The following is a 19026-nucleotide window of genomic DNA, read 5'->3' on the forward strand; positions in this document are numbered from 1 at the left end:
TCAATGAAATATATCTTCCTTTTAATAACCACCTTCGTTTTTGCACAGCAAACCAAATATGTTGACTTTAAAACGGTTTCAGGACAATTAACAATAAACGATTCCCAAAAAACGATTTCCGGATATGTAGATTATAAATTTGATGTGCTGCAGCCCATTGATACTATAAAAATTGACGGGAAAAATATGGAATTTACAAATGTTCAAGTTGATGGTAAAGACGTTATTTTTTTGAACACTACTAAAGAACTGCAAATCTTGAATAATTTTCAGAAAGGAAATAATCACCTTACCTTTAACTACAATGTAAAACCGAAACAGGCATTGTATTTTGTTGATATTGAAAATAATGAGTATCAAATCTGGACACAGGGACAAGGAAGGTACACCAGTAATTGGTTTCCGAGTTTTGATGATGTAAACGAAAAAGTGATTTTCAATATTGGTATAACTTATAAAAAAGACTATCAGGTTGTTTCAAACGGAGTTTTAAAAAGCAAAACCGATAAAGACGATCAAATTCATTGGCAGTATCAAATGGAAAACCCAATGAGTTCTTACTTATTAGTGCTTTCTGTTGGAAAATACGAGAGAAAAGATTTTACTTCAAAATCAAAAATTCCGTTAGAATATTATTTAGAGAAAAAAGACACAGCACGTTTTGAACCTACTTACCGTTATTCAAAATGTATTTTTGATTTTCTTGAAAAAGAAATTGGCGTGAAATATCCCTGGAAAGTTTTCAGGCAGATTCCTGTTCGTGATTTTTTATATGCCGGAATGGAAAACACAACTACAACGCTTTTTACAACACGTTATGTGGTTGATGATGTTGCTTTTATTGACAGAAATTATACAAATGTTGATGCTCACGAATTAGCACATCACTGGTTTGGAGATTTAATTACAGCAGAAAGCAGTACACACCATTGGCTTCAGGAAGGTTTTGCGACCTATTATGCATTATTGGCAGAGCGCGATATTTTTGGCGATGATTATTTTTATGCAAAATTATATGATACAGCCCAGCAGATAAAATTTGCATCGAGAACAGATGCAATTCCGGTTTTAAATGCCAAAGCGAGTTCGCTTACTTTTTATGAAAAAGGAGCGTGGACGCTTTTCGTTCTGCATGAATCTATTGGCGACAAAGCATTTAAAAAAGCAATTAAAAGTTATTTAAAAAAATATGCGTTTAAGAATGTAAACACGCAGAATTTCTTTGACGAAATTAAAAAAGTTTCTGATTTTGATTTGGTTCAGTTTCAAAAAACCTGGCTTGAATCCACGGCTTTTGATACGCCGACGGCAAATGCTTTATTGAGTAAAAATAAAGCAATAAAAGCTCGTTTAGAAGTCGATAAATTGAAGAAAACACCTTTAAGTGAAAAGATTGATTTTTTAAAGCAGACTTTAGATTCTGATGTTCATTTTTCTGTAAAACAAGCTGTTATTTCTCAATTGCAAACTGAAAAATATGAGAATAAAAAAGAACTATTATTAAAAGCACTACAGCAAAACAATATTCAACTTCGACAAACCTTAGCAGGAACTCTGCCAGCTATACCAGAAGATTTTAGAAAAGAATATGAAACGCTGCTGGATGATAAATCGTATGAAACACAAGAAATAGCTTTGTTTTATTTGTGGAAAAATTTTCCAATCCATAGAAAAGAATATCTAGATAAATCAAAAGAATGGATTGGTTTTAACGATTACAACCTGCGAACTTTATGGTTGTCTCTTGCTTTATCAACGCCCGAATATAGTGATGAACCTGAGAAACTTATAAATGAATTGGTTTCTTTTTCGACTCCAGAATATGAAGCAACTACACGCCAAAATGCTCTGGAAAAACTAATTGCATTTAAGTTTATAAACGATGATGTTTTGACTAATCTGGTTAACGCTACCACGCACCATATGTGGCAGTTTTCTAAGTTTGGAAGAGAAACAATCAGAGTTTTATTGAAAAATTCAGAAATGCGTACTTCATTTAATAGAATTTTACCTAATTTGAACCCCGATGAACAATTCCAATTGGATCGTTTATTGAAAGAATAAAACATAGAGAATAAAACCTACTTTATATATTTTATGAGAGCATTAGTTATTTCTGGCGGAGGAAGTAAAGGCGCATTCGCCGGAGGAGTTGCACAATATTTAATAGAAGAAAAAAAACATGAATACGATTTATTTATAGGAACTTCTACAGGAAGCCTGCTCATTCCGCATTTAGCTCTCGGTCACATTAAAAAAATCCATTCAGTTTATACCAATGTAACAATGACGAGTATTTTTAATATTTGTCCGTTTGTTGTAAAAGTAAAAGAAGGAATTGATATTGTAACCATCAACCACTTTAATGTACTTCGTCAGTTTTTTAAAGGAAAAAGAACTTTTGGAGAAAGTAAAGGTTTGAAGAAATATATTCAGAATAATTTTTCGCTTTCTGATTTCAATAAATTAAAAAAAATGGATAATGACGTGGTTATTACAGTCACGAATTTTACCAAAAACGAATCAGAATATAAATCGGTTAAAGATTGTACTTACGAAGAATTTTGCGAGTGGTCCTGGATTTCCAGTAATTATGTCCCGTTTATGAGCTTAGTGACTAAGAATAATTACGAATATGGTGACGGCGGTTTTTCGAGTCTGGTTCCAATTCGTGAAGCAATTAATCGCGGCGCCACAGAAATTGATGTTATTATTCTGGAAACTGAAGTTAATACCAGTAAAATGGTAATTGGTAAAAATCCATTTTCGTTGATGATAGATTTGTTTAGAATTGCTTTAGATCAAGTAGAAAAACATGATATTGCTATAGGAAAACTTATGGCAAACAGTAAAGATGTAAAACTTAATTTATATTACACGCCAACGAAATTAACTGATAACGCTTTGATTTTTAATAAAGAAGTAATGAAAGAATGGTGGGAGCAGGGGTATGAATATGCTCAGAATAAATCTGAGGTTATGAGTGATAACAAAATAACTTAAGATGGAAAAATTTAGATTTTAGATTGAATGTCCATTATCTGAACTCTGCAATCTAAAATCTAAAATATTTTTTTACCAAAGTTCTGCAACTTCGTTTTTAATATAGCTCAAAGCAGCATTACTTGGAGATTGTTTTTCTAATAAGTCGTTTAAAATAACTTCACGAAGTTTATCGGCGCTGTCAACGCGATCGCTCATAGCAGCTTTGCGAATCATTTGTATGGTTGAGTTTTTGGCAGTTGTGATAATAGTCCAGCATTCTTCAGACATATAAATTTGCTGCGTTAAATTGTGTTCGAATTCTTGTTCGATTTGATCAATTACAAAATTTTCGTAATCGTGTTTATCTGGAGAAATTGGACTAATTCTGATTAATAATTTAGTCAAATTAATACGTTCTAAAAACAAAGTCATACGCTCATAAGCTTGTAAACGTATTGGAAGAGATTGTTTCTGATAATCTCTGTTTAATAAAAAAGCACGTTTCTTATCGTTGTTTTTAATATGCAGTTCAAAAAAACGATAAGCTACAAATCCAGTAACAATTGCAGGTAAAGTATAACTGGCTAATTCTATAATTCTTGTAAAATCCATTGGGTCAAATTTTTTAGCAAAAATATACTTTTTGATGAGAAATCCACTTTAAATTTATCTCAATAAACAAAATGGAAGCTGTACTTTTGCAACTTGTTTTTTAATTTATTGAAACACACTTTTAATGGATTCATACATAATACTTTTTCTTTGTTTAGCTGCTTTTGCGGCGGGATTTGTTGATGCAATTGTGGGTGGCGGCGGACTAATCCAGACACCAATGGGATTAATTTTACTGCCAAACCTTCCAGTTTCTACAGTAATAGGAACTTTAAAAATTCCGGCTTTCAGCGGTACTGCTTTTGCTGCTTTTCAATACCTAAAAAAAGTAATTATTCAATGGAAACTGCTTTTAATTATGATGTTTCTGGCAGTTCCGTCTGCATTTTTAGGTTCTACCGTTTTAACGCTCGTAAGCAACGATTTTATGAAACCGCTTTTGCTTGTGGTTTTGTCACTGTTGTTTATCTATACTTATGCAAAGAAAAATTTTGGACAGCATGCTGCTAAAGATCATTCGCAGACAACTCAAATAATTTATGCCGTCTTTATTAGTATAATTGTTGGTTTTTATGACGGATTTATTGGTCCAGGAACCGGAAGTTTTTTTGTTGTAGCCTTTATTGCTCTTTTAGGGTTTGATTTTTTACATGCTTCTGCAAATGCTAAAATGGTAAATCTGGCGACAAATTTTGGTTCTATCTGCCTGTTTATGATAAAAGGAAAAATAATCTGGGCGATTGCGATTCCTATGGCGATAAGCAATGGACTTGGCGGCTGGTTAGGAGCAAAACTTGCCATTAATAAAGGAAATGGTTTTATCAGGATTTTCTTTTTGGTTGTAGTTGTTGGAACGTTGATTCGATTTGCGTACGATGTGTTTTATAAATAAGGTTCTAAGGGACTGAGATTCTAAGATGCTAAGTTTTTAAGATGTTGAGATTTTGAATTGTTAAATAACTAAAAAGACTATAATGAAGGATAAAATTGTTGAAAATTCTGAGGATCTTGTTAATGATTTTCAAGATGAAACTATATCCAAAGAATTGCAAAAAAGTGAGGAAGATATAAAAGCAGGAAGAACTATTGATTTTGAAGATTTTAAACAAAAATTAAAAGCGAAGTACAATATTTAAATTTCATTTCTTTCCAATTTCTCAAAAGAAACCAATTGTTTGAATCTAGCCCCGATAGAGGAGGTATCCTCGCAGAGAAGCGGAGAGATAAAGCCGAAAGCGGGAACTATGTTTGATAAAATGCCTAATGTTCTGCTTCAAAAAAGAAAAAAACTCAGCTTCTTAGAACCTTAGGATCTTAGTAGCTTTTTCAATCATTAATTCTTATTTTTGCATCATATGGAGAAAAATTTCATGCAAAAGTACATTGATCAACTCAATGAAGCGCAACGACAACCCGTTCTAAAAAAAGACGGGCCAATGATTATTATTGCTGGTGCAGGTTCGGGAAAAACTCGTGTTTTAACGATTAGAATTGCTTATTTGATGGCGCAGGGAGTTGACGCCTTTAATATTTTATCGCTGACGTTTACTAATAAAGCGGCACGTGAAATGAAGCACAGGATTGCAGATATTGTAGGAGCTTCTGAAGCAAAAAATCTTTGGATGGGAACTTTTCACTCGATTTTTGCTCGTATTCTTCGTTCAGAATCAGATCATTTGGGTTATCCTTCTAATTTTACTATTTATGATTCTCAGGATTCGGCCAGATTAATTTCTTCTATTATTAAAGAAATGCAGCTGGATCGTGATGTTTATAAACCAAAACAAATTTTAGGACGTATATCTAGTTATAAAAACAGTTTGATTACTGTAAAAGCATATTTCAATAATCCGGAATTGGTTGAAGCCGATGCAATGGCAAAACGACCAAGATTGGGAGAAATTTATCAGCAGTATGTAGAGCGTTGCTTTAAAGCTGGTGCAATGGATTTTGACGATTTGCTGCTAAAAACCAACGAACTGTTAACTAGATTTCCAGAAGTTTTAGCCAAATATCAGGATCGTTTCCGTTACATTCTGGTTGATGAGTACCAAGATACAAATCACTCTCAGTATTTGATTGTTAGAGCTTTATCAGACAGATTTCAGAATATTTGTGTGGTTGGAGATGATGCGCAGAGTATTTATGCCTTCCGTGGTGCGAATATTAATAACATCTTGAATTTCCAAAAGGATTATGAAGGCGTAGTAATGTTTCGTCTGGAGCAAAATTACCGTTCAACCCGAAATATTGTAGAAGCGGCAAATACGGTAATGGAGCATAATAAAACCAAACTTGATAAAGTAGTTTGGACTGCGAATGAATTTGGACCAAAAATTAAAGTCCACAGAAGCTTGACAGATGCCGAAGAAGGCCGTTTTGTTGCCAGTACGATCTTTGAACAAAAAATGCAGAATCAGCTTCATAATGGATCTTTTGCTATTTTGTATCGTACAAACGCACAGTCGCGTGCTATGGAGGATGCTTTAAGGAAAAGAGATATTCCGTATAGAATTTATGGAGGATTGTCATTTTACCAGCGTAAGGAAATTAAAGATGTTTTGTGTTATCTGCGTTTAGTAATTAATCCAAAAGACGAAGAAGCATTGATTCGAGTAATCAATTATCCTGCTCGTGGAATTGGAGATACAACGGTTGAAAAACTTACTATTGCGGCCAATCACTACAAACGTTCGATTTGGGAAGTGATGGTAAACATTGATAAAATTGATTTAAAACTGACTTCGGGTACAAAAAACAAACTAAAAGATTTTGTTACCATGATTCAGAGTTTTCAGGTTATTGATCAAAATCAGGATGCATTTTATATAACAGATCATGTTGCCAAGAAAACAGGTTTAGTTCAGGAATTGAAAAAAGATGCTACTCCGGAAGGAATGGCAAAAATTCAAAATATCGAAGAACTTTTAAACGGTATTAAAGATTTTACAGAAGGACAAAAAGAAATTGACGGTGCAAGAGGAGCTTTATCTGAATTTATGGAAGATGTGGCACTTGCGACGGATTTAGATAAAGATACAACTGATGAAGATCGTGTAGCATTAATGACCATTCACCTTGCAAAAGGACTTGAGTTTCCTCATGTTTTTGTAGTTGGAATGGAAGAAGATTTGTTTCCAAGTGCTATGAGTATGAGCACCAGAAGTGAACTTGAAGAAGAACGTCGTTTGTTTTATGTTGCATTAACACGTGCAGAACACCAAGCGTATTTGACTTATGCACAATCTCGTTACCGCTGGGGGAAATTAACAGACAGTGAACCGTCTCGTTTTATTGAAGAAATAGATGGACAATATTTAGAATATCTGACTCCGGCTGAAACGAATTACAGATATAAATCGCCTATCGATGGAGATATTTTTGGTGATATTGATAAATCAAAGTTAAGATTAGCAAAACCGGTCGGAGGAACTCCGCCAAAACATATTACAGATAATAATCCAAAACCGGATTTGAATATTCGTAAATTAAAACCTGTTTCAGGAAATGCGCCAGCAAGTTCAAGTGCTAATTTGTTTGATAATAAATTAACGATTGGGAATGTTGTAATGCATGAACGTTTTGGAAAAGGAGAAGTGATTAATTTAGAAGGTGTTGGAGCTGATAAAAAAGCCGAAATTAAATTTGAAGTAGGAGGTATTAAAAAACTCTTGCTGAGATTTGCTAAATTAGATGTGGTAGGATAAACTAAAATTTCAAGTTTAAGGTTTGAAGTTTCAAGTTGTTGAAGCTTAGACCTGAAATTTGAGAAATAAAAACTTGAAAAAAACTATGGCAGAATTTATAAAAATATACCCAGATAAACCTAGCGAAGCTGCTATTGCAAAAGTAGTGAAAGTGCTTCAAAATGGCGGATTGGTAATTTATCCAACAGATACTGTTTACGGTTTAGGTTGTGATATTACCAATTCGAGAGCTTTAGAGAAAATAGCAAAAATTAAAGGAGTAAAATTAGAAAAAGCTAATTTCTCATTTATTTGTCATGATTTGAGTAACTTATCAGATTATGTGCGTCAAATCGATACTTCAACTTTTAAAATATTAAAGAGAGCTTTACCCGGGCCTTACACTTTTATTTTACCAGGGAATAACAACCTGCCAAAAGAGTTTAAAAAGAAAACTACTGTAGGTATTCGTGTTCCTGATAATAATATTGTATTAGAAATTGTACGACAGTTAGGTAATCCTATAGTTTCGACTTCGATTCGAGATGAAGATGATGTAATTGAATACACAACAGATCCTGAATTGATTTTTGAAAAATGGCAGAATCTAGTCGATATGGTAATCGATGGCGGTTATGGAGATAATGTGGGTTCAACCATTATTGATCTCTCAGAACATGAACCAATTGTTGTTAGAGAAGGGAAAGGTGATATCGATATTTTGTAAATAAACACTGAAATTGTGTAAAAAATTAAAAAATATAACTAACTTTAGTATAGTTAAAATTTAGTTAGTTAATAAAAATAATGCTATTCTTGATTTATATTTAATTGGTTATTAAAAAAATTAAGGATACATAAAAGCAGGTCAATTGACCTGCTTTTTCTGTTTAAATAGTATGTGAAACAAAGAATTATTTCGCTTGTTTTTTCATCTCTTTTTCGATCATATCGTAGAATTGATCGATTTTTGGCATAACAACGATACGAGTTCTTCTGTTACGAGCTTTGTTTTCAGCAGAATCATTTGCAACTAATGGTACATAAGAACTTCTACCTGCTGCAATTAATTTAGCTGGATTAACTCCAAGATCATTAGTTAAAACACGAACGATAGAAGTAGAACGTTTAACACTTAAATCCCAGTTGTCTAAGATAACTCCATTGCTTTTGTAAGGAACATCATCTGTGTGACCTTCAACCATACATTCAAAATCTGGTTTGTCATTTACAACTTTAGCAACTTTAGCTAAAACAGATTTAGCTTTGTCACTTACGTCATAACTTCCGCTTTTAAATAATAATTTATCAGCGATAGAGATAAATACAACTCCTTTTTCAACATTAACTTCGATATCCGGGTCGTTGATTCCAACTGCACCTTTTAAGCTTGTAACTAAAGCTAAAGTTACACTGTCTTTTTTAGTAAGTGCATCTTGAAGTCTAGAGATTTTTAAATCTTTTTCTTTCAAGCTTTCTAAAGATTTTTCAAGGTTTTCAGCACCTTTTGTAGTTAAAACTGTTAGATCTTTAGAGCTGTTAATTAAGTCTTGATTATGTTGTTTATAGCTTTCAGCTGTTGCTGCTAATCCTGCTTTTTCTTCTAGACAAGAATTTAATTTAACTGTGCAAGAGTTTAATAAATCTTGGGTTTCTTTTTGCTTAGCCTCCAGTGCTGCATATTCCTTTTTCGATACACACGAAGTTAAGGCCATTAATACTGATAGTGCGATAACTATTTTTCTCATAGGTATTATATTTAATTAAACGTTGATTACAAATTTAGTTTTTAATATTTTGATTAGTGTTAAAGATTTCTTTAAAAACCCTTATTTTCTTAATATAATACAGGAAAACGATACTTTTTACAGTATAGTATTGCTGTATTTGAAAATCTTTTCGTTCTCTTAGATATTTTAAAGATATACAATAAAATGAAAAATGTGCTTTTAAAATTGCAATTGTATGACTAAATTTTCCTTGTGTAAGAAAACGGATACCAGCAATTCCATCTAAAACCATTCTGAAAAAAATCACAAAAAATAATCCTTTTTTTGGTAGGTTTTTGACAAGCATCAACAACGAATTTCTAAAATTCAAATACGTCTTTTTGGGATTTCCTTGCTGCAATGTAGCACCGCCGACATGGTAAACCACCGACTTTGAATTGTACTTTATAATATTTCCTTCATTTGCTGCACGCCAGCATAAATCTATCTCTTCCTGATGCGCAAAGAAAGTTTCATCAAAACCTTTTAATTCATGGTAAACTTCTTTTCTAATAAAGAAACAAGCACCGGATGCCCAGAATAATTCACAATCATCATTATATTGTCCGTTGTCTTTTTCTAATGTTTCAAAGATTCTTCCCCTGCAAAATGGAAAACCATATTTATCAATAAAACCTCCGGCTGCTCCGGCATATTCAAAATATTCCTTGTTTTTAAAATCAAGAATTTTTGGCTGGATAATGGCGGTTTGTTTTTCTTTATCAAAAGTTTCGATAATTGGTTTCAGCCAGTTCTCCGTAACTTCAATGTCAGAATTTACTAAGGCATAAATTTCTGCTTCTACATTTTGAAGCGCATCATTATATCCTTTTGCAAAACCATAATTTCCAGTGTTTTGAATGATTTTTACCGACGGATAATTTTCTTTAACAAAATTTACAGAAGCATCTGTTGATGCATTATCGGCAACATAAATCGTAGCTTCTTCTGAATATTGCAGAACAGACGGTAAAAATTGTTCTAACAATTTTACTCCGTTCCAATTTAAAATGACAACTGCTATTTTATCCAAAAGTATTCTTTAATTTATTTAATAATAGTATAATCGGGCAGACTCTGCAAAAACTGATATTTTTCGTTTTCAAAATCCATTTGACAGTAAAAATGACTCAGTCCGTTTGTGACATTCAAAAACCGTGCCTTCATTGTCATATTATAACGGGCAATTTGATCAAAAGTTGCCTGAGATATTTTAACCTCTGGAGCTTTACACTCTACTAATATATGTATAGAACCATCCGTATTAAAAACCACTACATCATATCTTTTTCTTAATCCGTTGACTGTTAAAACTTTCTCTACGTTTATGAGGGATTTTGGATATTTTTTTTCATTAATTAAATAATGAACTACATGCTGGCGAACCCATTCTTCTGGGGTGAGAATTATAAATTTTTTCCTGATTTCATCAAAAATAGACACTTTATTTTCGCTATTTTTGAATCGGAAAGTATAAGTTGGGAAATTTAGTTTTAACATAAAGCAAAAATAAAAAATAGTTTGAGGTTTCAAGTTTAAAGTTTCAAGTTTTGAAGCAGAACCTGAAACTTTAAACTTGAAACAAAAGATTGAATGGACGAAGTAATTAAAATTGTTAACGATATTAAGGCAGGTAATATAAAACCTATCTATTTTTTAATGGGTGAAGAACCTTATTATATAGATAAGTTGTCTGAATATATCGAACAAAATGTTTTGGCTGAAGAAGAAAAAGGTTTCAATCAAACTGTTTTATATGGAAGAGATGTTAGTGTTGAAGATATAGTTTCAACGGCCAAGCGCTATCCTATGATGGCTGATCGTCAGGTTGTTATTGTAAAAGAAGCACAAGAATTGTCCAGAACAATTGATAAAATTGAAGCCTATGTAAATAACCCGATGGAATCTACTGTTTTGGTTTTTTGTTATAAATACAAAACGTTAGACAAGAGAAAAAAAGTAACTAAACTTTTGGCTCAGAACGGGATAGTTTACGAAAGTAAAAAATTATATGAAAATCAGGTAGGAGATTGGATCAAACGAGTTTTAGCCGGGAAAAAGTATACAATAGACCCAAAAGCCAATGCCATGCTTGTGGAGTTTTTAGGAACTGATTTGAGTAAAATAAATAACGAACTTGAAAAACTGCAAATTATTCTTCCTCAGGGAACTATGATTACGCCCCAGCATATTGAAGAAAATATAGGTTTTAGTAAAGACTATAATGTATTTGAACTTCGAAAAGCAATTGGTGAACGCAATCAGCTGAAAGCATATAAAATTGCTGAAAACTTTGCTCATAATCCAAAAGAGTATCCGCTTGTAATGACAACCGGACTTGTTTTTGGTTTTTTTGTACAGCTTTTAAAATACCACGGATTAAAAGATAAAAATCCAAAAAATGTAGCTTCAGTTCTTGGTGTAAATCCGTTTTTTCTAAAAGAATATGATTTAGCTGTAAAGAATTATCCAATGCGTAAAGTGAGCCAGATTGTTGGAGCTTTAAGAGATATTGATGTTAAAAGTAAAGGTGTAGGTGCTAATGCTTTACCTCAATCAGATTTACTAAAAGAAATGCTTTATAAAATATTTAATTAAGCCGTTAAAATTCACGATATTTGCCTTTCTAAAAAAAATGCTTTAAAATAATAATGACATAATTATGGGGATGAATAAAAATACCGTTTTAGGATGGGCTACTTTAATAATGGTGCTCATGGGATTACTGCTTATAGGTCTTGGAGCTTTTAGATACAGAGATGTATCAGGCTGGGGATTTGCGGCGGCAGGTGTTGGTTTTTTTGCCAATGCTTGGGTTTTTAATGCTTTGAAAGGAAGAGTTTAAAATATTTAGCAATTACAATTGCATTTTCAATAGATAAAAAAATAAATAATTAAAATTTAAAATAAAAAATGTCAGACGATAAGAAAGTAATTTTCTCAATGCAGAAATTGAGTAAAACCTATCAGGGAGCAGACAAACCAGTACTTAAAAATATTTATTTGAGTTTCTTTTACGGAGCTAAAATTGGTATTTTGGGTCTTAACGGTTCTGGAAAATCTTCTCTTTTAAAAATTATTGCAGGTGTAGATAAAAACTATCAGGGTGATGTTGTTTTTCAGCCAGGATATACTGTTGGATATTTAGAGCAGGAACCAATTCTTGACGATTCTAAAACAGTTATCGAAATTGTTCGCGAAGGTGCTGCTGAAACTATGGCAGTTTTAGAAGAATACAACCAAATTAATGATTTATTCGGTCTTCCGGAATATTACGAAGATCAGGATAAAATGGATAAATTGATGGACCGCCAAGCGGCATTGCAAGATAAAATTGATGCGCTTGGTGCTTGGGAAATCGATACAAAATTAGAAATCGCAATGGATGCACTGCGTACTCCAGAAGGAGATACGCCAATTAAAAATCTTTCGGGAGGAGAGCGTCGTCGTGTTGCTTTATGTCGTTTGTTATTGCAGCAGCCAGATGTATTGCTTTTAGATGAGCCTACCAACCACCTTGATGCTGAATCTGTACTTTGGTTAGAGCAGCACTTGGCACAATATTCTGGAACTGTAATTGCTGTAACGCACGACCGTTATTTCCTTGATAATGTGGCTGGTTGGATTCTTGAATTAGATAGAGGAGAAGGTATTCCGTGGAAAGGAAACTATTCTTCTTGGTTAGATCAAAAATCAAATCGTTTAGCTCAGGAAGAAAAAGTAGCTTCTAAACGTAGAAAAACTTTAGAGCGTGAGTTGGAGTGGGTTCGTCAGGGAGCTAAAGGTCGTCAGACAAAACAAAAAGCACGTTTACAGAACTACGACAAATTATTAAATGAAGATCAAAAACAATTAGATGAAAAATTAGAAATCTACATTCCAAATGGTCCGCGTTTAGGAACAAATGTTATTGAAGCTAAAAATGTTGCAAAAGCTTTTGGTGATAAATTATTATACGATAATTTGAATTTTACTCTGCCTCAAGCAGGTATTGTTGGAATCATTGGACCAAACGGTGCTGGTAAATCTACTATTTTCAAAATGATTATGGGAGAACAAGCAACAGATAGTGGAGAATTTTCTGTTGGTGATACTGTAAAAATTGCTTACGTAGATCAGTCTCACTCAAACATTGACCCTAATAAATCTATTTGGGAAAACTTTGCCGATGGTCAGGAATTGATTATGATGGGAGGGAAACAAGTAAACTCAAGAGCTTACTTATCTCGTTTCAACTTTGGCGGCGGTGAGCAAAACAAAAAAGTTTCAATGCTTTCTGGTGGAGAACGTAACCGTTTGCACTTAGCAATGACTTTGAAAGAAGAGGGTAACGTACTTTTACTGGATGAGCCTACGAATGACCTTGACGTAAATACACTTCGTGCACTTGAAGAAGGTTTAGAGAATTTTGCTGGTTGTGCTGTAATTATTTCTCACGACAGATGGTTCTTAGATAGAATTTGTACACACATTCTAGCTTTTGAAGGAGATTCTGAAGTTTATTTCTTCGAAGGAAGTTTTACTGATTATGAAGAAAACAAAAAGAAACGTCTTGGCGGTGATTTAACTCCAAAACGTTTGAAATACAGAAAATTGATTAGATAATTTTTCTAATAAATTTCAAATAAAAAAAATCCCAAATTCCAAATTTATCGGAGTTTGGGATTTTTATTTGTGAGGTTTTCACGTTTTGTTTGTCATTTTGACGAAGGAGAAATCTCCACGAGTTGCTATATAAAGATCGGCTTATTTGAACGGAGTTACTTGCGAAGATTTCTCCTTCGTCGAAATGACAACATTGCGTAAGTTTACAGTTTCGCTATTAGAATTTGGAATTTCTTAAAGAAACTTCGATTTCAATTCTGGAGTTGGAATCATACAGCTTTCTTTTTTACCGTACCAATTGTATCTGTTTTTTGCAACATAATTATAAATCCTGTCACTAATGAAAATTGGAACAATTCGAAAAATTGGAACAATCTTCCAAAGTCCGCCAAAATTTCTGGCTATTTCAATAACCGCAGAAGATTTATAAAAATAAGCTGTTCCAGGATCATACAAAATAATACTATCCATTTTAGAAAAACTGATTCCTAGGTGTTTACAAATTGAAATTCCCAATTCTGATTGCAACGCTACAAATCTAAAAATATCTTTTTTGTCATGCTTGATGATGTATTGAACCGCTGAACTACAGAGGTTACAAACTCCGTCAAAAAGAACTATTTTTTTATTTTTTGCAGTCATTGCGAGGAACGAAGCAATCTCACGATGTTTTTCCATTACAATTTTATTGTTACATAGTCATTATATTTTCTATTTCATCAAATAGATCTTCCCATTTTGGATTTTTAGAACGTATTAAATTATTTTTTGCTTCTCTAGATCCTGCCTTTATTTGTTTTTCTCTTGCAATTGCATCTTCAATCCATTGAAATTGCTCGTAGTAGACCAAATGTTGAGACTGTATTTTGCTGAAAATGATTTAGGATATTTTTTGTTTTTATGTTCTAAGATTCTTTTAGGGAGATTTGATGTTACTCCAACATATACTACTGTTTGATATTTGTTTGTTATAATGTATACAAATCCAGGTTTCATATTCTCTTTTAAATTTTGTGAATTTGGAGAACGATCATACTTAGTGTGGTTGCTTCGTTCCTCGCAATGACAAAACTAATGAAAATATTTTTTTTGTAAGTTTTTTTATTATTTATAAATATTTACTATTGATTTTATTTGATTGATAATTTTAATTAATAGAAAACGGCTTTTATAAATTGTTTTAAAACAGCTTTTAAGAAAAAGGAATCTTCTTTTGTGTAAAATAAAAAACAACTCCTTAAATCGCTTTATTTTAATTTCGTGTTTTTTTAGAGAATTTTTTAAGTCTGAAAAAAACTGCGACTGAGTCAGAAAACTTATTTTTTAACAGCTTCCACTAATTCTAATTCGTCCAAACTTACTTTTGAGGTAAATATGCCATAATTTACTGTTGCTTTATTTTTTTCAATTATATCAATACTACCAACAGATCTTCCATCAAGCATTCTTACTCGATCACCAACTTTTAAAATTGGTTTGGGTTTTTCAATAACCGGCTTTAATTTCTTCTCTTTTTTCTCTTTTCGAATTTCTTCAACTTTTACCTGTACTTCGGCAATAATTTCTTTTTGTTTTTCAACTTTTGCCTTAGCTTCTTTTGGAGTTGCTTTTTTACGTTTAGAGTTTTCGATCTCAACAATTTTCAAAAATTCACCAATAAGTTCTTTTTTGTTTTTGTTGTTGAAATATTTTTCAGCTATATCATCAATTTTTTGTCCTATGTATATAATCTTCTGATTGCTGTCGTATAATTCTTGATAGCTTTCCAGTTTCTGCTGAATTTTAGTATTGATGTTTTCCATCTTTTTACTTTCTTCACGCGCTCTGGTTTCTTCTTCTTTTAAATTTAAAGAAGTTTTTTCCAGTTTTGAACGCTCTTTTTGAAGTGTTGCAATGGTCTTGTCAAAACGAACTTTTCCAACTTCGATTTTCTTTTTCGCACGATTGATCAATCCAAACGGAATTCCATTTTTCTGAGCCACTTCAAAAGTAAACGAACTTCCAGCCTGACCCAAAGCCAGTTTGTACATTGGTTCAAGAGATTTTTCATCGAACATCATATTCGCATTTGTTGCGTATGGTAATTCGTTTGCGAGAATTTTTAAATTAGAATAATGTGTTGTAATAATTCCGAATGCCTCTCGATGATAAAATTCTTCTAAGAAAATTTCAGCTAAAGCTCCACCAAGTTCGGGATCAGAACCTGTACCAAATTCGTCAATTAAAAACATGGTTTTGTTATTACATTTCTTTAAAAAGTAATTCATGTTTTTTAATCGGTAACTATAAGTACTCAAGTGATTTTCAATTGATTGGTTGTCTCCAATATCAGTCAGGATTCTATCAAATAAGAAAGTTTCGCTGCGTTCGTGAACCGGAATTAAAATTCCAGATTGCAGCATTAATTGCAATAAACCGACTGTTTTTAGGGAAATGGTTTTTCCTCCAGCATTTGGTCCCGATATTACAATAATTCTATTTTCTTGTTTTAACTCAATGGTCTGCGGATGCGTAACTTCTTTTTTCTGTTTATTGTTTAGATACAAAATTGGATGATACGCTTCTCTAAAAAATAATCGCCTTTCTTCTGTTATTGCTGGAAGAATTCCGTTAATGCGATTAGCATATTTTGCTTTTCCAGCAACTACATCAATATCACTTAAAAACTCCTGATATTCAATTAACAAAGGAAGATAAGGACGAATTACGTTTGATAAATTTTTTAATATTCGTGTAATCTCTTCTTTCTCTTCGTATTCTAAATTGGCTAATTCTCTAGAATATTTTAAGGTAGCTTCTGGTTCTATATAAGCAATACTTCCGGTTTTCGAACTTCCTAAAATAGAACCTTTTACTTTACGACGATACATTGCTAAAACTGCCAGAACTCTACGATTTTGTACAAAGCTTTCCTTTATATCATCCAGATATCCTAAGCCATTGTATTGAGTCAGTGCTAAACCAAAACTTTGGTTTACTTTACCACGAACTAAATTCATATTCTGACGAATTCCGGCTAGAGCAGGAGAGGCGTTGTCTTTTATTTCTCCGTATTTATCTACAATTGCATCAATTGCTGTTATAATATCTTTCGTTAATTCTACACGAGATGCTCTGGCATTTAAGTTTGGATAATAATCATCAAACTTTTTCAGGAAATTTAATAAGACATTTGTTGTTGCAGAAAGATTTGCAATTTTTCTAAAACTCCCTACTTCAAGAAAGCTGTCTTCAATAGCCAGAAATTTAATTTCATGAGTTATGGCATCAAATCCGTGATTTGGAATTGCGTTATTATTTTGAAAAGAAGAAACATATTCTGAAGTCTGCATCAGCGATTGCATTAATTCTTCTTTATTTCTAAATGGTTTTATTTGTAAAGCTTTTTCTTTTCCAATATCGGTATTGCATCCATCTGAAATGGTTTCAAGTACGGTTGGAAATTGTAAGTCTTGTAATGTTTTTTCGGTAATACTAATCATTTAATTTCTTTAAGAAAGTACACGCAAAAGTACAAAAACATAATGATTGAATTCTACTAGTTCGTGTCTAAATTTTGTTATGTGTAAATATGATTTTAACTTATAATTTCTGATATTCGCTAAAAAAAATGTTATGGACGTAAAAATGCATTCTTCTTGGAAACCAATTCTAAATGAAGAATTTCAAAAACCATATTTCAGCGAATTAATTTCTTTTGTAAAATCAGAATATACCACTAAGGTTTGTTATCCAAAGGGAAATCAGATTTTTTCTGCTTTTGATCATTGTCATTTTGATGAAGTAAAAGTGGTTATCATTGGGCAGGATCCTTATCACGGACCAAATCAGGCAAATGGTTTATGTTTTTCTGTAAATGACGGAATTCCTTTTCCTCCTTCTTTGCATAATATTTTTAAAGAAATCGAAACTGATTTGGGTAAACCAATGCCGTCAACCGGTAATCTTGAGCGCTGGGCAGATCAGGGTGTATTTCTTTTAAATGCAACTTTAACGGTTAGGCAGTCTGAAGCAGGAAGCCACCAGGGAAAAGGCTGGGAAAAATTTACTGATGCTGTTATTAAACAAATTTCTGCCGAAAAAGAAAATGTTGTTTTTCTTCTTTGGGGTGGTTTTGCTCAAAAGAAAGCTGCTTTGATTGATTCATCAAAACATCATATTTTAAAATCCGGACATCCTTCGCCTTTAAGTGCAAACAGAGGTTTTTGGTTTGGAAACAAACATTTCAGCCAGACAAATGATTTCTTAAAATCAAAAGGATTAAAACAAATTGAATGGTAAATGATTAGAGGTTCTTTTTTATTCTAATAATTAAGGACCTCAAATTTTTCACCTGATACTCTAAAAATGCTTGGGTCTACTGTGCAGTTTTGAAGTATTTTCCAATTTTCTTCTTCACTAAGACCGTAACAAAAATATATTCCGTCAAATTTTACTTTGCTGATATTGGCTTCAAAGTTTTGTTTGAATTCATAATCGCCATAATACGTTCGGGCGATTTTTCCTGTCCAGGAAATTTCAAAAGTATTATCAGCGTTTCTGTTTAAAACTATTTTATGATCGCAGCAGCTGTCGTGTCCTAATAAATAGATGTAAAAAGCTAAATCCTGAAAATCAAAATTATCTCCTAACGGTAATTTATCAGCAGTAAGGGTTTCGTGATTGAATTTAGAAAAATCAAATTTATTTTCGGGAGTTCCCATTACAATTCCGCCAGAATGCCATTCGGTTGACGATAATATACAATTATGGTAATTTTCCCAAACAGTTTTAGATTTCCAGTCAGAATCTGCCTCTTCTTCATCATCAGAATCATCTTCTGCGTAATAAGAATCTGTCCTTAAATGAAAATCAAATAATAATCCTCTTTCCGGATCGACTCTTGCACTCCAAACAAATTCTTCTAAAGTATGTCCTAACGGATATGGATTATCATGGAAGAAAATTCTATTGGTTTTGTTCATGAGTCAAAAAATGAATAGAGATTATTTTTTAATGATTTCTTCTAAAACAGCTTTCTTTTCGTAGTTTACTACTTTTAATATAATTTCTTGATTTTTAGCTGTTTTTCCTTCAATTATATAAAGTTTTCCCTTTTTAAAAGGAACATTGCTTTGGTCAAAGTCAACATCACCGTATGTTAAAGTACTTTTAATGTCAGCGGTATCAATCCATTTTTCGTTTAAAGTCTGAATTGCTTTATCTGAATATTGAAAAGGTTTAGTTCTTAGATTATTTAAAACTCGGGCATTTGGAAAATAGTTGCAGCGAGTGTCTTTACCACTAAATACAAGGGCTACAAAAAAGCATCCCATAACTAATCCAATCAAATAATAGGCAAAACGGTGTACGAACTTCATGAAATAAAA

Annotated in this window: 20 protein-coding genes; 10 read left to right on the forward strand and 10 right to left on the reverse strand. The window is 32.5% G+C overall.

The features are described 5' to 3' along the window. Positions 1–3 precede the first annotated feature (3 nt). Positions 4–2064: a M1 family metallopeptidase gene (locus tag ACTJIW_RS15280; RefSeq protein ID WP_440716605.1), complete on the forward strand. Its 2061-nt coding sequence runs from the start codon at positions 4–6 to the stop codon at positions 2062–2064. Between the two features lie 33 nt (positions 2065–2097). After that, the gene (locus ACTJIW_RS15285; RefSeq protein ID WP_012024986.1) at positions 2098–3003 is read left to right on the forward strand and encodes a patatin-like phospholipase family protein; all 906 of its coding nucleotides are present in this window, start codon (positions 2098–2100) and stop codon (positions 3001–3003) included. A 72-nt stretch (positions 3004–3075) separates the two neighbouring features. On the opposite strand, the gene ACTJIW_RS15290 is transcribed toward ACTJIW_RS15285, so the two are convergent. Next, entirely contained in the window at positions 3076–3597 is a 522-nt protein-coding gene (locus tag ACTJIW_RS15290; RefSeq protein WP_121361282.1) for a hypothetical protein, read from the reverse strand. A gap of 124 nt (positions 3598–3721) precedes the next feature. Here ACTJIW_RS15290 and ACTJIW_RS15295 point away from each other — a divergent pair, with 124 nt between their 5' ends. The 4 genes from ACTJIW_RS15295 (at position 3722) to ACTJIW_RS15310 (ending at position 8010) form a co-directional block, all read left to right on the forward strand. After that, the gene (locus tag ACTJIW_RS15295; RefSeq protein WP_440716606.1) at positions 3722–4489 is read left to right on the forward strand and encodes a sulfite exporter TauE/SafE family protein; all 768 of its coding nucleotides are present in this window, start codon (positions 3722–3724) and stop codon (positions 4487–4489) included. 82 nt (positions 4490–4571) lie between these two features. Continuing rightward, on the forward strand, positions 4572–4733 hold the full coding sequence (locus ACTJIW_RS15300) for a hypothetical protein (RefSeq protein ID WP_159436630.1): 162 nt from the start codon (positions 4572–4574) through the stop codon (positions 4731–4733). A 234-nt stretch (positions 4734–4967) separates the two neighbouring features. Next, a complete protein-coding gene (locus ACTJIW_RS15305) occupies positions 4968–7304 on the forward strand; it encodes an ATP-dependent helicase (RefSeq protein WP_149207428.1) in 2337 nt (778 codons plus the stop codon). Positions 7305–7389: 85 nt separating this feature from the next. Then, a complete protein-coding gene (locus ACTJIW_RS15310; protein WP_012024981.1) occupies positions 7390–8010 on the forward strand; it encodes an L-threonylcarbamoyladenylate synthase in 621 nt (206 codons plus the stop codon). A gap of 187 nt (positions 8011–8197) precedes the next feature. Here ACTJIW_RS15310 and ACTJIW_RS15315 read toward each other — a convergent pair whose 3' ends face one another. Genes ACTJIW_RS15315 through ACTJIW_RS15325 form a run of 3 tightly spaced genes read right to left on the reverse strand, consistent with a single transcriptional unit; the run spans position 8198 to position 10552 of the window. Continuing rightward, positions 8198–9031 (reverse strand): OmpA/MotB family protein, encoded by an 834-nt coding sequence (locus ACTJIW_RS15315; protein WP_012024980.1) that lies wholly within the window; start codon positions 9029–9031, stop codon positions 8198–8200. A gap of 34 nt (positions 9032–9065) precedes the next feature. Then, positions 9066–10085 (reverse strand): glycosyltransferase family 2 protein, encoded by a 1020-nt coding sequence (locus ACTJIW_RS15320; protein WP_440716607.1) that lies wholly within the window; start codon positions 10083–10085, stop codon positions 9066–9068. A 14-nt stretch (positions 10086–10099) separates the two neighbouring features. Further along, entirely contained in the window at positions 10100–10552 is a 453-nt protein-coding gene (locus tag ACTJIW_RS15325) for a type I restriction enzyme HsdR N-terminal domain-containing protein (RefSeq protein ID WP_440716608.1), read from the reverse strand. 93 nt (positions 10553–10645) lie between these two features. Between ACTJIW_RS15325 and holA the strand changes: the two genes are divergently transcribed. The 3 genes from holA to ettA all read left to right on the forward strand — a co-directional run bounded on the left by holA (position 10646) and on the right by ettA (position 13657). Continuing rightward, positions 10646–11650, forward strand: a complete 1005-nt coding sequence (gene holA, locus ACTJIW_RS15330; RefSeq protein ID WP_012024977.1) for a DNA polymerase III subunit delta — start codon at positions 10646–10648, stop codon at positions 11648–11650. A 64-nt stretch (positions 11651–11714) separates the two neighbouring features. Next, positions 11715–11897 (forward strand): CAL67264 family membrane protein, encoded by a 183-nt coding sequence (locus tag ACTJIW_RS15335; protein ID WP_012024976.1) that lies wholly within the window; start codon positions 11715–11717, stop codon positions 11895–11897. 68 nt (positions 11898–11965) lie between these two features. Then, a complete protein-coding gene (gene ettA, locus ACTJIW_RS15340) occupies positions 11966–13657 on the forward strand; it encodes an energy-dependent translational throttle protein EttA (RefSeq protein WP_012024975.1) in 1692 nt (563 codons plus the stop codon). A gap of 234 nt (positions 13658–13891) precedes the next feature. On the opposite strand, the gene ACTJIW_RS15345 is transcribed toward ettA, so the two are convergent. The 4 genes from ACTJIW_RS15345 to ACTJIW_RS15360 form a co-directional block, all read right to left on the reverse strand. Further along, entirely contained in the window at positions 13892–14335 is a 444-nt protein-coding gene (locus ACTJIW_RS15345; protein WP_012024974.1) for a thiol-disulfide oxidoreductase DCC family protein, read from the reverse strand. Positions 14336–14348: 13 nt separating this feature from the next. Next, on the reverse strand, positions 14349–14507 hold the full coding sequence (locus tag ACTJIW_RS15350) for a hypothetical protein (protein WP_440716699.1): 159 nt from the start codon (positions 14505–14507) through the stop codon (positions 14349–14351). Next, the gene (locus ACTJIW_RS15355; protein WP_440716609.1) at positions 14447–14653 is read right to left on the reverse strand and encodes a GIY-YIG nuclease family protein; all 207 of its coding nucleotides are present in this window, start codon (positions 14651–14653) and stop codon (positions 14447–14449) included. The genes ACTJIW_RS15350 and ACTJIW_RS15355 overlap by 61 nt, the downstream gene beginning before the upstream one ends. A gap of 320 nt (positions 14654–14973) precedes the next feature. After that, positions 14974–17139 carry an endonuclease MutS2 gene (locus ACTJIW_RS15360; RefSeq protein ID WP_073410474.1) on the reverse strand — a complete coding sequence of 722 codons (2166 nt, stop codon included), beginning with the start codon at positions 17137–17139 and terminating at the stop codon, positions 14974–14976. A gap of 133 nt (positions 17140–17272) precedes the next feature. Between ACTJIW_RS15360 and ACTJIW_RS15365 the strand changes: the two genes are divergently transcribed. Next, positions 17273–17938 (forward strand): uracil-DNA glycosylase, encoded by a 666-nt coding sequence (locus ACTJIW_RS15365; protein ID WP_012024971.1) that lies wholly within the window; start codon positions 17273–17275, stop codon positions 17936–17938. 23 nt (positions 17939–17961) lie between these two features. Here the strand turns inward: ACTJIW_RS15365 and ACTJIW_RS15370 are convergent, their stop codons facing one another. Both ACTJIW_RS15370 and ACTJIW_RS15375 read right to left on the reverse strand, forming a co-directional pair. Next, entirely contained in the window at positions 17962–18621 is a 660-nt protein-coding gene (locus ACTJIW_RS15370) for a hypothetical protein (RefSeq protein WP_440716610.1), read from the reverse strand. A 21-nt stretch (positions 18622–18642) separates the two neighbouring features. Continuing rightward, entirely contained in the window at positions 18643–19017 is a 375-nt protein-coding gene (locus ACTJIW_RS15375) for a DUF4258 domain-containing protein (RefSeq protein WP_012024969.1), read from the reverse strand. Positions 19018–19026: the final 9 nt, after the last annotated feature.

Source organism: Flavobacterium sp. 22659, from assembly GCF_052044235.1.
Lineage (GTDB): Bacteria > Bacteroidota > Bacteroidia > Flavobacteriales > Flavobacteriaceae > Flavobacterium > Flavobacterium johnsoniae.

Excerpts from the sequence above, each read along its gene's own strand:
- ACTJIW_RS15280 (WP_440716605.1), top strand. The coding sequence starts at position 4 with ATGAAATATATCTTCCTTTTAATAACCACCTTCGTTTTTGCACAGCAA.
- ACTJIW_RS15285 (WP_012024986.1), top strand. The coding sequence starts at position 2,098 with ATGAGAGCATTAGTTATTTCTGGCGGAGGAAGTAAAGGCGCATTCGCC.
- ACTJIW_RS15290 (WP_121361282.1), bottom strand. The coding sequence starts at position 3,597 with ATGGATTTTACAAGAATTATAGAATTAGCCAGTTATACTTTACCTGCA.
- ACTJIW_RS15295 (WP_440716606.1), top strand. The coding sequence starts at position 3,722 with ATGGATTCATACATAATACTTTTTCTTTGTTTAGCTGCTTTTGCGGCG.
- ACTJIW_RS15300 (WP_159436630.1), top strand. The coding sequence starts at position 4,572 with ATGAAGGATAAAATTGTTGAAAATTCTGAGGATCTTGTTAATGATTTT.
- ACTJIW_RS15305 (WP_149207428.1), top strand. The coding sequence starts at position 4,968 with ATGCAAAAGTACATTGATCAACTCAATGAAGCGCAACGACAACCCGTT.
- ACTJIW_RS15310 (WP_012024981.1), top strand. The coding sequence starts at position 7,390 with ATGGCAGAATTTATAAAAATATACCCAGATAAACCTAGCGAAGCTGCT.
- ACTJIW_RS15315 (WP_012024980.1), bottom strand. The coding sequence starts at position 9,031 with ATGAGAAAAATAGTTATCGCACTATCAGTATTAATGGCCTTAACTTCG.
- ACTJIW_RS15325 (WP_440716608.1), bottom strand. The coding sequence starts at position 10,552 with ATGTTAAAACTAAATTTCCCAACTTATACTTTCCGATTCAAAAATAGC.
- holA (WP_012024977.1), top strand. The coding sequence starts at position 10,646 with ATGGACGAAGTAATTAAAATTGTTAACGATATTAAGGCAGGTAATATA.
- ACTJIW_RS15335 (WP_012024976.1), top strand. The coding sequence starts at position 11,715 with ATGGGGATGAATAAAAATACCGTTTTAGGATGGGCTACTTTAATAATG.
- ettA (WP_012024975.1), top strand. The coding sequence starts at position 11,966 with ATGTCAGACGATAAGAAAGTAATTTTCTCAATGCAGAAATTGAGTAAA.
- ACTJIW_RS15345 (WP_012024974.1), bottom strand. The coding sequence starts at position 14,335 with ATGGAAAAACATCGTGAGATTGCTTCGTTCCTCGCAATGACTGCAAAA.
- ACTJIW_RS15355 (WP_440716609.1), bottom strand. The coding sequence starts at position 14,653 with ATGAAACCTGGATTTGTATACATTATAACAAACAAATATCAAACAGTA.
- ACTJIW_RS15360 (WP_073410474.1), bottom strand. The coding sequence starts at position 17,139 with ATGATTAGTATTACCGAAAAAACATTACAAGACTTACAATTTCCAACC.
- ACTJIW_RS15365 (WP_012024971.1), top strand. The coding sequence starts at position 17,273 with ATGGACGTAAAAATGCATTCTTCTTGGAAACCAATTCTAAATGAAGAA.
- ACTJIW_RS15370 (WP_440716610.1), bottom strand. The coding sequence starts at position 18,621 with ATGAACAAAACCAATAGAATTTTCTTCCATGATAATCCATATCCGTTA.
- ACTJIW_RS15375 (WP_012024969.1), bottom strand. The coding sequence starts at position 19,017 with ATGAAGTTCGTACACCGTTTTGCCTATTATTTGATTGGATTAGTTATG.